This window comes from Amycolatopsis sp. NPDC049691, assembly GCF_040675005.1.
Taxonomy (GTDB): domain Bacteria; phylum Actinomycetota; class Actinomycetes; order Mycobacteriales; family Pseudonocardiaceae; genus Amycolatopsis.
In genome coordinates this window covers 111,672-124,880 of sequence record NZ_JBFANX010000003.1, presented here as the reverse complement: position 1 = coordinate 124,880, position 13,209 = coordinate 111,672, and the positions used below count along the sequence as shown (strand labels likewise).

At 72.3% G+C, this 13,209-nt stretch carries 12 protein-coding genes; 9 read left to right on the top strand and 3 right to left on the bottom strand.

All coding sequences use genetic code 11. The features are described from left to right. Positions 1 to 56: 56 nt before the first annotated feature. Positions 57 to 482 (top strand): VOC family protein, encoded by a 426-nt coding sequence (locus AB0J40_RS07640; protein WP_364448992.1) that lies wholly within the window; start codon positions 57 to 59, stop codon positions 480 to 482. Positions 483 to 784: 302 nt separating this feature from the next. Here the strand turns inward: AB0J40_RS07640 and AB0J40_RS07635 are convergent, their stop codons facing one another. Continuing rightward, a complete protein-coding gene (locus tag AB0J40_RS07635; RefSeq protein WP_364448990.1) occupies positions 785 to 1,198 on the bottom strand; it encodes a MerR family transcriptional regulator in 414 nt (137 codons plus the stop codon). On the opposite strand from AB0J40_RS07635, the gene AB0J40_RS07630 reads away from it, so the two are divergent. After that, positions 1,197 to 2,033 carry an SDR family NAD(P)-dependent oxidoreductase gene (locus AB0J40_RS07630; RefSeq protein ID WP_364448987.1) on the top strand — a complete coding sequence of 279 codons (837 nt, stop codon included), beginning with the start codon at positions 1,197 to 1,199 and terminating at the stop codon, positions 2,031 to 2,033. The genes AB0J40_RS07635 and AB0J40_RS07630 overlap by 2 nt on opposite strands. A gap of 183 nt (positions 2,034 to 2,216) precedes the next feature. Here AB0J40_RS07630 and AB0J40_RS07625 read toward each other — a convergent pair whose 3' ends face one another. Both AB0J40_RS07625 and AB0J40_RS07620 read right to left on the bottom strand, forming a co-directional pair. Beyond that, a complete protein-coding gene (locus AB0J40_RS07625) occupies positions 2,217 to 2,975 on the bottom strand; it encodes a DeoR/GlpR family DNA-binding transcription regulator (protein ID WP_364450047.1) in 759 nt (252 codons plus the stop codon). Continuing rightward, a complete protein-coding gene (locus tag AB0J40_RS07620) occupies positions 2,972 to 4,012 on the bottom strand; it encodes a LacI family DNA-binding transcriptional regulator (protein WP_364448984.1) in 1,041 nt (346 codons plus the stop codon). Before AB0J40_RS07620 ends, AB0J40_RS07625 begins: the two co-directional genes overlap by 4 nt. Positions 4,013 to 4,138: 126 nt before the next feature. On the opposite strand from AB0J40_RS07620, the gene AB0J40_RS07615 reads away from it, so the two are divergent. From AB0J40_RS07615 to AB0J40_RS07585, 7 genes are all read left to right on the top strand, one after another. Further along, positions 4,139 to 5,164 (top strand): glycoside hydrolase family 3 N-terminal domain-containing protein, encoded by a 1,026-nt coding sequence (locus tag AB0J40_RS07615; RefSeq protein WP_364448982.1) that lies wholly within the window; start codon positions 4,139 to 4,141, stop codon positions 5,162 to 5,164. Beyond that, complete coding sequence (locus tag AB0J40_RS07610) at positions 5,149 to 6,735, top strand: PucR family transcriptional regulator (protein WP_364448979.1); 1,587 nt, start codon at positions 5,149 to 5,151, stop codon at positions 6,733 to 6,735. Before AB0J40_RS07615 ends, AB0J40_RS07610 begins: the two co-directional genes overlap by 16 nt. A gap of 127 nt (positions 6,736 to 6,862) precedes the next feature. Then, positions 6,863 to 8,188 (top strand): histidinol dehydrogenase, encoded by a 1,326-nt coding sequence (gene hisD, locus AB0J40_RS07605; RefSeq protein WP_364448978.1) that lies wholly within the window; start codon positions 6,863 to 6,865, stop codon positions 8,186 to 8,188. 48 nt (positions 8,189 to 8,236) lie between these two features. After that, positions 8,237 to 9,808 carry an amino acid permease gene (locus tag AB0J40_RS07600; protein WP_364448975.1) on the top strand — a complete coding sequence of 524 codons (1,572 nt, stop codon included), beginning with the start codon at positions 8,237 to 8,239 and terminating at the stop codon, positions 9,806 to 9,808. Beyond that, positions 9,805 to 10,473: a ThuA domain-containing protein gene (locus tag AB0J40_RS07595; protein ID WP_364448973.1), complete on the top strand. Its 669-nt coding sequence runs from the start codon at positions 9,805 to 9,807 to the stop codon at positions 10,471 to 10,473. The genes AB0J40_RS07600 and AB0J40_RS07595 overlap by 4 nt, the downstream gene beginning before the upstream one ends. Before the next feature lie 25 nt (positions 10,474 to 10,498). Then, complete coding sequence (locus tag AB0J40_RS07590) at positions 10,499 to 12,286, top strand: thiamine pyrophosphate-binding protein (RefSeq protein WP_364448970.1); 1,788 nt, start codon at positions 10,499 to 10,501, stop codon at positions 12,284 to 12,286. Between the two features lie 8 nt (positions 12,287 to 12,294). After that, positions 12,295 to 13,185, top strand: coding sequence for an LLM class flavin-dependent oxidoreductase (locus AB0J40_RS07585; protein ID WP_364448967.1), 891 nt, complete (start codon positions 12,295 to 12,297; stop codon positions 13,183 to 13,185). Positions 13,186 to 13,209 lie beyond the last annotated feature (24 nt).

The window sequence follows — 13,209 nt, the reverse complement described above, 5'->3', positions numbered from 1 at the left end:
TGGTGATCTCCGTTCCTTTTCCGCAGCGAAACAGTACGGTACTGTACCGTACTGTTTTGGGGAGCCGGATGGTCCGGCTCGCCGGGAGCAGCCAGGAGAACGCCGTGAAGCTCGCCTCAGTACGCCTCGTCACCGATGACCTGCCCACCCTGACCGCTTTCTACTCCACGCTCACGGACTCCGAGCCGGTGACCCCCTACGGGTCCGGCGACTACGCCGAACTGCACACCGAAGGCGGCATCATCGCGCTGGCCGACAGTGCGGCGGTCAAGCGTTTCAACAACAACGCCGCCGTGGCCGCCGCCAACCGATCCGCCATCATCGAGTTCGAGGTCGACGACGTCGACGCCGAACGTGCCCGCCTGGGCGACCAGGTCGCCACCTGGGTCCAGGAACCCACCAACCAGCCATGGGGAAACCGGTCGATGCTCTTGCGCGACCCCGACGGCAACCTCATCAACATCTACTCCACCGGACACTGAACGGCGCCGGCGGAGGACACTCACGCACCGACCCGGCCGACACCGCCTGCTACGGACCCCGCCGCTCGACGCTGCCGGACCTGCCTGGGTCGCCGGCAGATCGAAGAGTGCTTCCGGTAAGCCAAGAATGAGGCCGGGACTCGACCACCACCAGGTCCGATCCTGGTATGCCCGCATCACCCTGGCCATGCTCGGTGTTGCAGCACTGGGCACCGCTCGAGCGAACTTCGGGTTGTCGACGACCGGACCGCGGCCGCAGCACGAAGCCACGCCGTACGTGAAGCTCCAGCCGGCCGCCGCCCTCAGGCCTGATGCGTCTCGTAGCCGTTGGCGAGGTAGGTGTCCAGTCGTCGGCGCCGCTCGGCGATGTTCTGTTCCTGCCGCAGAAGTTCGTCGCGGATCTGCCGGACGCGCGCGACGAGCTCGGTGCAGTCGCCACGCGTGTGCTCATCCCGGGCGCAGGGCAGGATGTCCCGGACGACGTCGGAGGACAGACCGGCGTGAAACAGGTCTTGGACGAACGCGACGACCTCGATCGAGTCGGGGGAATACTCGCGGTAGCCGTTGGGCCGGCGCTCGCTGCGCAGCAGGCCCTGCTGCTCGTAGTAGCGCAGTGCCCGGCTGCTGACGCCGGTCGCCTTGCTCAACTCGCCGATGCGCATGCCCCAGTTCACCTTGACCTTGACATTGACGTCAAGGTTTAGCGTCGAAATCATGACCACAGCAGCGCACCTGCGCGACAAGTTCGCCGTCGTCACCGGCGCTTCCACCGGCATCGGGGCGGCCATCACCGAGCGGCTGGCCGCCTCCGGCGCGCACCTCGTCCTGGTCGCCCGCAGTGCCGGCAAGCTCGACGAGACGGCCGAGCGGCTGAGCCGGCGTCACGGAGTGATCGTCCGAGCCGTTCCGCTCGATCTCGCCGCCGCCGACGCGCCGACGCGGTTGGCCAAGACGTTGGCCGACGAAGGCATCGAGGTGGAGATGCTGGTCAACAACGCCGGCGTCAGCACGGGAGGGCCGGTGCTCGACGGGGATCCGGCCCGGTTCCGGTCCCTGATCGACGTCAACGTCACCGCATTGACCGAGCTGACCACGCTCCTGATGCCCGCGATGGTCGCCCGTGGCCACGGGGCCGTCGTCAACATCGCCAGCACCGGCGGGTACATCCCCGCGCCCTACCTGGCGGTGTACGCGGCGACGAAGGCGTACGTCGTCTCGTTCACCCGGGCGCTGTGGGCGGAAACCCGAAGCACCGGGGTCCGGGTGGTGGCAGTCAGTCCCGGTCCCACGAAGACGCCCATGAACCCCCGCGGCACGCGCAGCGCCGAGGCCGTCGCCGCCACGGTGTTGCGCGCACTGTCGGGCACCGGACCGGCGGTCGTCGACGGGAGAACCAATGCGCTGACCGCTCTCTTGTTCGGCCGGCTGTTGCCGCCGCGCCTCAGCCTCGCCGTCGCGCGCCGCATCATGGCGACCGGCCGAAAGGACGTGGCACCCCCACACCGGCCGGGAGAACCGGTGCCGCCGCGTCAGGAAGCACCCGAAAGCTGATCCCTCGATGTTCACCGCCGATCGAAGTGGCGACTCCGCGGCGTTCGCGGCGCTGCCGATCGCCCCGGAGCTGGACCGGTCCCCGAACCCGATGATGCGGCTGCACGAGCGCATCAGGGCGCTGCCGCAGATCACGATCGCCAAGCTGCGCGGACTGGCGAGCGGAGGCGGCGCGGCGCCGCGCTACGACACCGGCAGGACCCGCACGTCGGCGGTGGCAAGGATGTCTCGTTCGGCTTGCGGTGCCGAACTGTCGGTGACGACGACGTCGAGTTCGTCCGGTGGGCAGGCGCGGACCAACGCCGTGCGGCCCCACTTGGACCCGTCGACCGCGAGGAGCGCACGGCCGGCGACGGCGAGCGCCTGCCGTTTCGCCTCCGCGTCGGCGAGGTCGGGCGTCGTGATCCCGATCTCGGCGCTGAACGCACTCGCGCCGAGCACCGCCACGTCGAACCGGAGGGCACGCAACGAGGCCAGGGCGAGCGGCCCCGCCAGCGCCAGCTCCGGGAGGGACGGCTGACCGCCGGGCAGGAGCACCCGGGCCCGCGTGCCGTCCATGAGCGCGAGAGCCGCGTGCAGCGACAGCGGCATCACGGTGACCGGGCGGTCGCGCAGGTGGTGGGCGACCGCCAAGGCCGTCGTGCCCCGGTCGAGGACGACGGTCTCGCCGTCGGCGATCAGCGAAGCCGTCGCCGCGCCGATGGCCTGCTTGGCTTCGGCCGCCAGGGTCAGTCTGACGTCGAACGAGGCCGGCTCGGTCCGCCGGAGCAGGACCGCGCCACCGTGGACGCGGCGGAGCAGGCCCTGCGCGGCCAGTGCGTCCAGGTCACGGCGGATGGTCATCTCCGAGGCCGCGGTCGCGTCCACCAGTTCGGCGACGGTGACCCTCGTCGCGGCGCGCAGCCGTTGGACGATGACCTGCCGGCGTTCGCCGCCCGTCATCCGCACGGGCCCGAAGTGCGGCGGCGCACCAGTTCGGTGGGCAGGTTGACGTCGTCCGGCCGCGGATCACCGCGCAACAGGGCGAAGAGGAGCTCGGCCGCCAGCTGTCCTTTGTGGACCATGGGCTGGCGCATGGTGGTCAGGCCGTGGGAGCCGGCTTCGGGAGCGTCGTCGAACCCGACGACCGACAGGTCTTCCGGTACGCGCAGGTCCAGCTCCCGAGCGGCTTCCAGCACCGCGATCGCCATCGTGTCCGAAGTGCCCACGACCGCGGTCACCTCGTTGTCCGACAGGAGGCCGAGCGCCGCCGGGACGCCCGCGGCGAGGTCGAACCCGCCGGCTTCCACCAGCGGGACGTGGTCGAAGTCCAGGCCCGCGGCTTCGCACGCCTCCTGGTAGCCGGTGATCCGCTCGCGCACGACGCGTTCGGTGCACCTCGCGCGCCGGCCCGCGTCGACCGGTCCGCGGAAGCCGTCCGGGACCAGGCGTTCCGCGATGATCCCGACCCGGCGGTGGCCCAGGCCCAGCAGGTGCTCGACCTGCTCCCGGGCGGCCGCCCGGTCGGCGATGCCGACGAGCGGGACGCCGGGCAGCCGGGGAGCGTCGACGACGACGATCGGGATGCCGCGCGACCGCAGGGTCAGCAGCGCGGGGTGGTCGTCGGGGAGGCTGTGCACGATCACGCCGTCCACCAGCCCGCGCAGCGCGGCCTGCTCGCCGCCGCGGGGGAGCGGCAGCAGGGTGAGGGCCAGATCGTCGAAGCGCCGCGTCCGCACGATGCCCTCCAAGAGACATCGTGTGGACGGGTCGGTGAACGCGTATTCGAGGGTGTCCATCAGCATCACGCCGATCGCCCCGCTGCGGCCGGAGCGGAGGCTGGCGCCGACGGCGTTGGGACCGGCGTACCCGAGCCGGGCGGCGGTTTCCATGATGGCCCGGCGCTGCCCTTCCGAGAGCTTCTCCGGCCGGTTGTAGGCGTAGGACACCGCGGCCTGCGACACCCCCGCGGCCTGGGCGACGTCCTTCATCGTGACCATCCGCGAAGTCTCCTCGATCGGCTCTCGCAGGAACGCGACGGCTTGACAGCGACGCTTCGATGCGTACCCTCTGTGTGAAGTTAATCGTATCACTAACTACTCAGCGGAGTCGAGGAAAGGGCGAACGTGACCGAATTCGAGCGTGCCGCGCATGCCGTCCTGCTGCCCGTCGCGGGTGGGCTGACGGCCGAACCGTGGCTTCGCGACCTGGTCGGACGGGGTACGCGAGCGGTCCTGATCGGGGAGACCCGCGCCGAATACGTCGCCCGCACGATGACTCCCGAGCGCCGGGCCGCCGAGTCGGCCGCGGACTTCGAGGCATTCACCGCCGAACTGGCCGACGCCGCCGCCGAGCCGCTCCTGTTCGCCGTCGACCAGGAGCCGTGGGGCATCGCGCGGCTGCACGACCTGGTGCCCGCCTTCCCGGCCCCCGACGTCCTGCGCGGGCTGCCCGACGAGGAGATCGCCGCCGTCGCGGCCGCCGTCGCGAGCGCCGCCCGCGCACTGGGCGTCACCGTGTTCCTCGCGCCCGTGCTCGACGTCCTCTCCGGCGAGAACCCGTGGCTGACCGGCCGGACGCTGCCCTTCGGCCACGCGGAGGTCGGGCGCATCGCGGCCGCGTTCGTCGCCGGCGTCCAGGGTGCCGGGGTGCTCGCGGTCGCGAAGCACTTCCCCGGCCACCCGGAACTCGCCCTCGATCCCGCGCTGCACGACACGACGCTGGACGCGTCCGTCCCGGCCGACCCGGAACCCTTCCGGCGGGTCGTGGCGGCCGGCGTGCGCGCCGTCATGACCGGACCGGTGGTGGTGCCCGCGATCGACCCGGCCGAACCCGCCTCGACGTCGGCGGCGACCGTCGGGCTGCTGCGGCGCGAACTCGGCTTCGACGGCCTCGTCGTCAGCGACGACCTCGACACGCCCGCCACGACCAGGGGACGGTCCTTGCCCGAGACCGTCATGGCGGCCCTCGACGCGGGCGCGGACCTGCTCCTGCTGCCCGGCGGCCCGGAACTCGCCGGGCTCGCCGGCCGCATCGCCGCCCGGGCGAGCACCGACCACCCGTTCGCGGCTCGGCTGACCGAGGCCGCGGCGCGGGTCCGGGCGACGGCGGAAACCTTTGCGCGGGGAAGTGCGGGATGGGCGATGTCCTGACCGTCCGGGAGGCGCTCGGCCTCGAGGTCTTCCGCCGGACCGAGGTGGCGGTCCTCGCCGGCGAGGACCGGCTCGACCAGCCCGTCCGCTGGGTCCACACCGGCGAGATCCCGGACATCCACCGCTTCCTCTCCGGCCAGGAGATGCTGCTGACGGCCGGGCTGGGCATGGGCGCGACGGCCGAGCTCCAGCGGGCGTTCGTCCGGCGGATCGCCGACGCGCGCGCGGCCGTCCTCGTCGTCGAACTGGCCGGGCGGATGTTCTCGGCGATGCCGGCGGCGGTCGTCGACGAGGCGCGGGCGGCCGGGCTGCCGCTCGTCGGGCTGCGCGACGAGATCCCGTTCGCCGAAGCTTCGGCGCAGGTCCACGAAGTCCTGGTGGAACTGCGGGTGAGCCGCCTGATCGCCGAGGAGGCGACCGGCCAGGCGTTCATGGACCTGCTGCTGGCCGGCGAAGACTACGTCGGGATGGTCAAGGAGGTCGCGCGCCGCACCGGGCACCCGGTCGTGCTCGAAGACGTCGCCCACCGGATGCTCGCCTACGCCGGCGCCACCACCGAAGCGGACGACGTCGTCGCCGGTTGGGGCGTCCATTCGCGGGCGATCCACGAGCGGCACCCACCGGTCCTGCGCGAGGGGCGCGCGGCGCCGACGGCCCGGGCCGGGTCGTTCCGCGACGTCGCGGCCTGCGCCCGGCGCCCGGTCGTGCTGCGCGGGGAGTCGTGGGGCTGGCTGCACCTGCTGCACGGTCCCGTCCCGCCCCACCCGGTCGAACTGGGGACGCTCGAACGCGCCGCGGCGGCGGTCGCGATCACCCTGCTGAGCGAACGGGAAAGCGGTGCGCGCGCGGCCCAGCGGCAGGGCGCGCTGCTCAACCGGCTCCAGCTCGGGGACATCCCGGGAGAGAAGTTCCTCGACCGGGCGCTGGCGCTGGGGCAGGACCTGCGCCACCGCGACCTGATCGCCGTGGTCACGCGGCGCGCGGCCGACGCCGACCTCGCGCTCGTCCTGCGCGAAGCCGGTCTCCCCGCGGTCGTCGGCGACCTCGGCGATCTCGACCTCGCGGTGGTCGGGCTGCCGCCCGGCGCGGGCGACGCCGACCTGCTCGCGCGGCTGGCGAAGCACGGCTTGCGCGGCGGGGTCAGCCGGATCGTCGCCCCCGCCGCACTGCCCGCCGCGATCCGCCAGAGCCGCAGCGCCGCGTCGGCGGCCGACGGGCAGTCCGGGCAGCTCCTGCGGTTCGACGAACTCGGGGCCCTGCGGCTCCTGGTGGCGCTCGCGGAAGGACCGGAGCTGTCGCGGTACGTCGAGGACGAGCTGGGCCCGCTGCTGGAGCACGACGCGACCGCCTCGAACCCGTTGCTGCCCACGCTGCGCGTCTTCCTCCGGTGCGGGGGCAACAAAGCACGTGCCGCGGAAGAGCTGTTCGTGCAGCGGCGGACGCTCTACCACCGGCTCGACCGGCTCACCGCCGTCCTCGGCTTCGACCTCGCGGACGTCGAAGTCCAGCAGCGGCTGCAGCTCGCCGTCCGGGGGCACGACCTGCTCGACCGGCGGGCGCGCCGCCGCTGACCGGCGGTCCAGTGTGTGCAACTCCGGACCCCGGGGTGGCACGGCTTGTGTCTGTCGCGGGGGTCACGCCTTCCCCAGAATTCACGGTCGAGCCCACCGGGATTCGCGTAACGGCAAGGAGTGCGGAGTGTCCACATCGTCCATGATCGTGAAGAAGCCCGTGGTGGCCGCGGCACCGCGCGCCGGCCGCCCGGAAATCGCCGACACGGTCGCCGAGATCATCGCGGACGTCCGGGCCAACGGCGATGTCGCGGTCCGGCGCTGGTCGGAGAAGTTCGACTCGTGGAGCCCGGACTCCTTCCGGCTCGGGCCGGACGAGATCGCCGCCGTCCTGGCTTCGGTACCGGAAACCGTGCTGGACGACCTGCGGTTCGTGCAACGCCAGGTGCGGGGGTTTGCCCAGGCCCAGCGGGACTCGCTCACCGACTTCGAGGTCGAGACGCTGCCCGGTGTCTACTTGGGACAGCGCAACATCCCGCTCGGCGCCGTCGGCGCGTACGTCCCGGGTGGCCGGTACCCGCTGACCGCGTCGGCGCACATGACCGTGGTGACCGCCAAGGTCGCCGGCGTCGAGCGGGTCGCCGCCACCACCCCGCCGGACCGCGGCGCGCCGCCGCCGATCAGCGTCGCGGCCATGCACCTCGCCGGCGCGGACGAGATCTACGTGCTGGGCGGCGTCCAGGCCGTCGCCGCGCTGGCGTTGGGCACCGAGACGGTCGCCGCGGTCGAAATGCTCGCCGGACCGGGCAACGCCTACGTCGCCGAGGCCAAGCGGCAGCTCTTCGGCGAGGTCGGTATCGACCTGTTCGCCGGGCCCACCGAGGTCCTCATCGTCGCCGACGGCACCGCCGACCCGTTCACCGTGGCGACCGACCTGCTCTCGCAGGCCGAGCACGGTCCGGACTCCCCGGCGGTGCTGATCACGACGTCGGCGGAGGTGGCCCGGCGCACCATCGAGTACGTCGAGGAACTGCTGCCCGGCCTGCCGACCGGCGAGGTGGCCGGGCGGGCCTGGCGCGACCACGGCGAGGTCGTCGTCGTCCCGGACCTCACCGCGGCGTACGAGCTCGCCGACGACTACGCGAGCGAGCACGTCCAGATCCTCACCGCTCAGCCGCGGCTCGCGCTGGACCGCATGCGCAACTACGGCGCCCTCTTCCTCGGCGACAAGACCTGCGTCGCCTACGGGGACAAGGTGATCGGGACCAACCACGTCCTGCCCACCCTGGGCGCGGCCCGCTACACCGGCGGGCTCTGGGTCGGCAAGTACCTCAAAACCGTTACCTACCAGGAGATCCAGGACACCCGCTCCAGCGCGGAGCTGGGCGAGATCTGCGGCCGCGCGTCGCGCCTGGAGAACTTCGAGGGACACGCCCGCTCGGGCGACGTCCGCACCGCCCGCTTCGGCTCGGCCCGGCTCGACTGGACCGAGCACTCCTTCGGCCGCGCCTGAGCGGCGCCCCGCAACTCCCCCTTCCCGCCTCGACCGACGGAGGTCGTCATGGCAGCACCGGAAAAAGCAGCCCGCCCACCCGCCACGGCCGCGCCCGCGTCGTCGGCGGAGGACGCGGAACTGCTGGCCGCGCTGGGTTACGAGCAGCGCTTCGACCGCAAAGTCAGCCTGTGGGGCAACTTCGCCCTCGGCTTCGTCTACCTTTCGCCGCTCGTCGGCGTGGTGTCCCTGTTCGCGATCGGGCTCTCGACCGCCGGCCCGCCGTCGATCTTCTGGATCGTGGTCATCGGCGTCGGCCAGCTGCTGGTCGCCCTCGTCTTCGGTGAGGTCGTCTCGCAGTTCCCGCTGGCCGGCGGCCTCTACCAGTGGTCGCGCCGGTTGTGGAACGGCCGGTACGCCTGGTTCACCGCCTGGACCTACATCAGCTGCATCACCATCGGCATCACGAGCACCGCGCTGTTCAGCTCGGACTTCGTGGCCAGTCTCTTCGGCGGCACCGCGGCCCAGCCGGGCGTCAGCTCGACACCCGGGCAGCGGCTGGTGATCGCGCTCGCCGTGACCGCGTTCTGCCTGGTGTGCAACGCCTTCGGCACCCGGGTGCTGGCGCTGATCTCCAAGATCGGCCTGGCCGCCGAGCTCATCGGCATCGTCCTGGTCGGCCTCTACCTGCTGGTGTTCCAGCGCCACAACCCGGTGTCCGTCTTCTTCGACGGGATGGGCACCGGCGGCGCCGGCGGCTACTTCGGGGCGTTTATGGCCGCCTCGCTCGTCGGCCTCTTCCTCTACTACGGGTTCGAGGCGTGCGGCGAGGTCGCCGAAGAGGTCCCGAACCCCGCGCGCAGCATCCCGCGGGCCATGCAGCTGACGGTCGTCGTCGGCGGGCTCGCCGCGATCCTGGCCTTCGCGGGGTACGCGCTCGCCGCGCCCGACCTGACTTCGATCGTGTCCGGTGCGGACACCAACCCGATCCCGGCCATCCTGCAGAACTCGATCGGCACCGTGGGCACGAAGCTCGTCCTGGTGGTCACCCTGACGTCGTTCATCGCCGGGGTGCTGAGCCAGCAGGCCGCGGCGAGCCGGATCGTCTTCTCCTTCGCCCGCGACGACATGTTCCCCGGCTCACGCGTGTTCTCCCAGGTTTCGCGGCGGCACCGGGTGCCGGTCAACGCGCTGCTCGCGGTGAACGTGCTGCCGGTGCTGATCTTCGTGTTCGTCTACTTCTCGCCGGACTCGCTGGTGCGGATCGCCGCGTTCCAGGTGCTCGCGGGGTACGCGGCCTTCCAGCTGGTCGTGCTGGCCGCGTTGCGCATGCGCCTGCGCGGCTGGCGCCCGGCCGGTGCCTGGTCGCTGGGCCGCTACGGGCTGGTCGTCAACGTCGCCGCGCTGGTCTACGGCGTGCTGGCGATGGTGCTGCTCGCCGCGCCGACCGGGGACGCCGAGACCCCGTTCGTGGACCGGTGGATCGCCCTGATCGGGTTCCTCGTCGTGTCCGCGGTCGGGCTGGTCTACCTGTTGGCGGCCAAGCCGGAACGCAAGTCCACCGCGCCCGAAGGCGACGCGCTCGAAGTCGCCGCCCTCTTGCGGGCCCGGGCCACTGCGAAGGAAGGCATCAGCTCATGACACGCGTGCTCTACCTCTACGGCGGCTGGCCCGGCCACCAGCCGTACCAGGTCGCCGAAGAATGGGCCCGGCCGCTGTTCGCCGAGCTCGGGTTCGACGTCGAGGAGACCAACGACGTCTTCGCGCTCGACGCCGACCTCACCGGCTACGACCTGATCGCGCTCAACTGGAACAACGCCCTGCTGTCGGAAGGGCTGTCGGCGGCCCAGGAGGACAGCCTGCTCGGCGCGGTCGCGGCGGGCACCGGGATCGCCGCGTGGCACGGCGCGGCCGCCGCGTTCCGCACGAGCATCAAGTACCACTGGCTGCTCGGCGGCAGCTTCCTGGAACACCCGGCGGGGGAGGGCGTCAAGCACCCGTACGAGGTGTCCATAGTGGACAAGTCGCACGAGATCACCCGAGGCCTCGGCGACTTCCGCGTCGCCTCCGAGCAGTACTACATGTCCGTCGACCCGAACAACCACGTGCTGGCCGAGACCACCTTCACCGGCGAGCACGTGCCCTGGATCGACGGGTACCGGATCCCGCAGGCGTGGACCAGGACGTGGGGGCGAGGGCGGGTGTTCTACAGCGCCGTCGGCCACGACCTCGACGACCTGCGGAACCCGGATGTCACCCGGCTGTGCGCCCAGGGCTTCGCCTGGGCCGCCCGGGACGCGAAGTAGCCACCACGCCAGAGCGGAGAAAACCATGCCTGTCCTCACCGGCGGCCAGATCGTCGCGCGCACCCTGCGCAACTACGGCGTCGACTACGTGGCCGGCATCCCCGGCCACGGCATCTGGTCCCTGACCGACGCCTTCCTCGACGCCGAATCCGACATCCCGTTCATCCAGACGTTCCACGAGCAGAGCGCCGTCCACCTCGCCGACGGCTTCTATCGCGCCACCGGCCGGCCGATCGCCGCGATCACCTCGATCGGCGCCGGGGCGAGCAACACCGTGATCGGGATGGGCACGGCGTTCACGGACTCGACCAGCGTGCTGGTCATCACCGGCGGCCCGCCGACCCACATGCGCGGGCACGGGCTGCTCCAGGAGCTGGACCGCTACACGGCGAACGACTTCCCGAAGGTCGCCGAAGCGGTCAGCAAGCGGCACTGGGTCGTCACCCGGGTCGAGGAGCTGCCGTTCGTCCTGCACCGGTGCTTCAACTCGATGCTGACCGGCCGGCCCGGCCCGGTCCACCTCGAAGTGCCGATGGACGTGCAGGCCGAGGCGGCCGACGTCGACCTGCACGACCTCGCCCGCCGGCTGCCGGTCGGCCGCCAGCACCCGGACCCCGAGGCGGTCGAGCGGGCCGTGGAGGTGCTGCGCGCGGCCCGCCGTCCGGTGCTCGTCGTCGGCGGCGGCGCGATCACCTCCGGCGCGTCGGACGACGTCGTCGCGCTCGCCGAGCACTGGAAGATCCCGGTCGTGACGACCTGGAACGGCAAGGGCGCCTTCCCCGAGGACCACGACCTGTTCGCCGGGAGCGTCGGGCAGACCGGCACGATGACCGGCAACGCGATCGCGAGCTCGGCCGACGTCGTCGTGTCGGTCGGCTGCCGGTTCACCGACTGGTCGGCGTCCAGCTACGCCAAGGGGATCAGCTTCTCGATCCCGCCCGCGAAGCTGATCCACATCGACATCGACCCGCACGAGATCGGCAAGAACTACCCCGCCGAGGTCGGGATCGTCGCCGACGCGCAGCGCGCGGTCGGCGCGATCGCGGCGTCCCTGCCCACCACGGCCGCCGACCGGCCGGAGTACCTCGCGGAACTGGCCTCGCTCAAGGCGGACTGGGAGGAAAAGCTCGCGGGCCGCCGCGACAGCGACCGCTTCCCGTTCACGTCCCAGCGGCCGCTGGGCGCGCTGCGCTCGGTGCTGCCGCGCGACGCGATCATCGTCGCGGGCTCGGGCAACACCCAGGGCGCGGTCAAGCAGACGTTCCCGGTCTACGGCCCCCGCACGCACCTGACGTCCGGCGGGTTTTCGTCGATGGGCTGGGCGATCCCGGCGGCGATCGGCGCCAAGCTGGGGCAGCCGGACCGCCCGGTGGTGTGCGTCGTCGGCGACGGCGACTTCCTCATGACGGCGCAGGAGATCGCGCTCAGCGTGACCACGGGCGCGCCGGTGGTGTTCGTGGTGCAGAACAACGCGGGCTACATGTCGATCCGCGGCGGCCAGCGCAAGCAGACGTCCCGCCACATCGGCACGGAGTTCTCGCGCCCCGACGGCACCCCGTACAGCCCCGACTTCGCCGCGCTCGGCGCGTCGTTCGGCATCGAGTCGTGGAAGGTCTCCGACGCGGATGCGCTGGAGCCGACGCTGCGCAAGGCCGTCCAGTCCGGGGCGCCCGCGTTGGTCGAGGTCCCGACGGACCGCGACGCGGCCGGGCCGTGGGTGCCGGGCTGGTGGGACTTCCCGGTGCCGGCCTACGTCACCGACGAGCGCCAGGACGACTACCGGCGCACCCGAGCCACCGAACAACACCTCTGAGGACGGTCGTGGACTACGGAATCAAGCTGGACGGCCTGCCCGCCGAGGACGTGCGCGGGCTGGCCCGGCCGATCGACGACTCGGGCCTCGACGAGCTGTGGGTCGTGGAGGACCTGGGGCTGGCCGGCGGGTTCGCCCAGGCGGCCACGCTCCTCGCGGAGACCTCGGCGGTGCGGGTCGGGCTCGGCATCAGCCCCGCGGCCGTGCGCAACCCGGCCTACCTGGCGATGGAGATCGCCGCACTGGCCCGGATGCACCCGGGCCGGTTCCTTTCCGGGATCGGGCACGGCATGCCCGGCTGGCTCCGGCAGGTCGGCGCCCACCCGGCGAGCCTGATGACCGCGCTCGAGGAGGTGACGGACGCCGTCCGGCGCCTGCTGGCCGGGGAGACGGTGACGCTGCACGGTGGCCACGTCCGCCTCGACGAGGTCGCGCTGACCCACCCGCCGCGGATCCCGCCCACGCTGCACCTCGGCGTGCGGGGCCCGAAGGGCGTGGCGCTCGCGGCCCGGGCGGCCGACGGCGTCATCCTGGCCGAGGGCTCCGGCCCGGCCTACGTCCGCTCGGTGCGGGACGCGGTCGGTCCCGGCCGGCGGATCACGGTGTTCGCCTGGCTGTGCCTCCGGCCGGATCGCGACGCCGCCCGGGCCGCCCTCCGGCCCGTCGTCGAGCGGGCACTCGGGCAGGAGTTCATGCGGTTCCAGCTGGGGACCGCTCGCAGTGCCGAGGAAGCGCTGAGCGAGGTGACTGTCTCGGGCGGCCTCGCCGACTGCGTGCGGCAGCTCGAGATCCTGGAGCGGGCGGGAGCCGACGCCGTCGTCTTCGCGCCGCTTCCGGGCGAAGAGCCCGACCAGGTCGAGGCCTTGCACGACACGCTCCTGCCGGCGATCCGGCGCTGAACCGCACGAAGGCCGCCCCTCCCG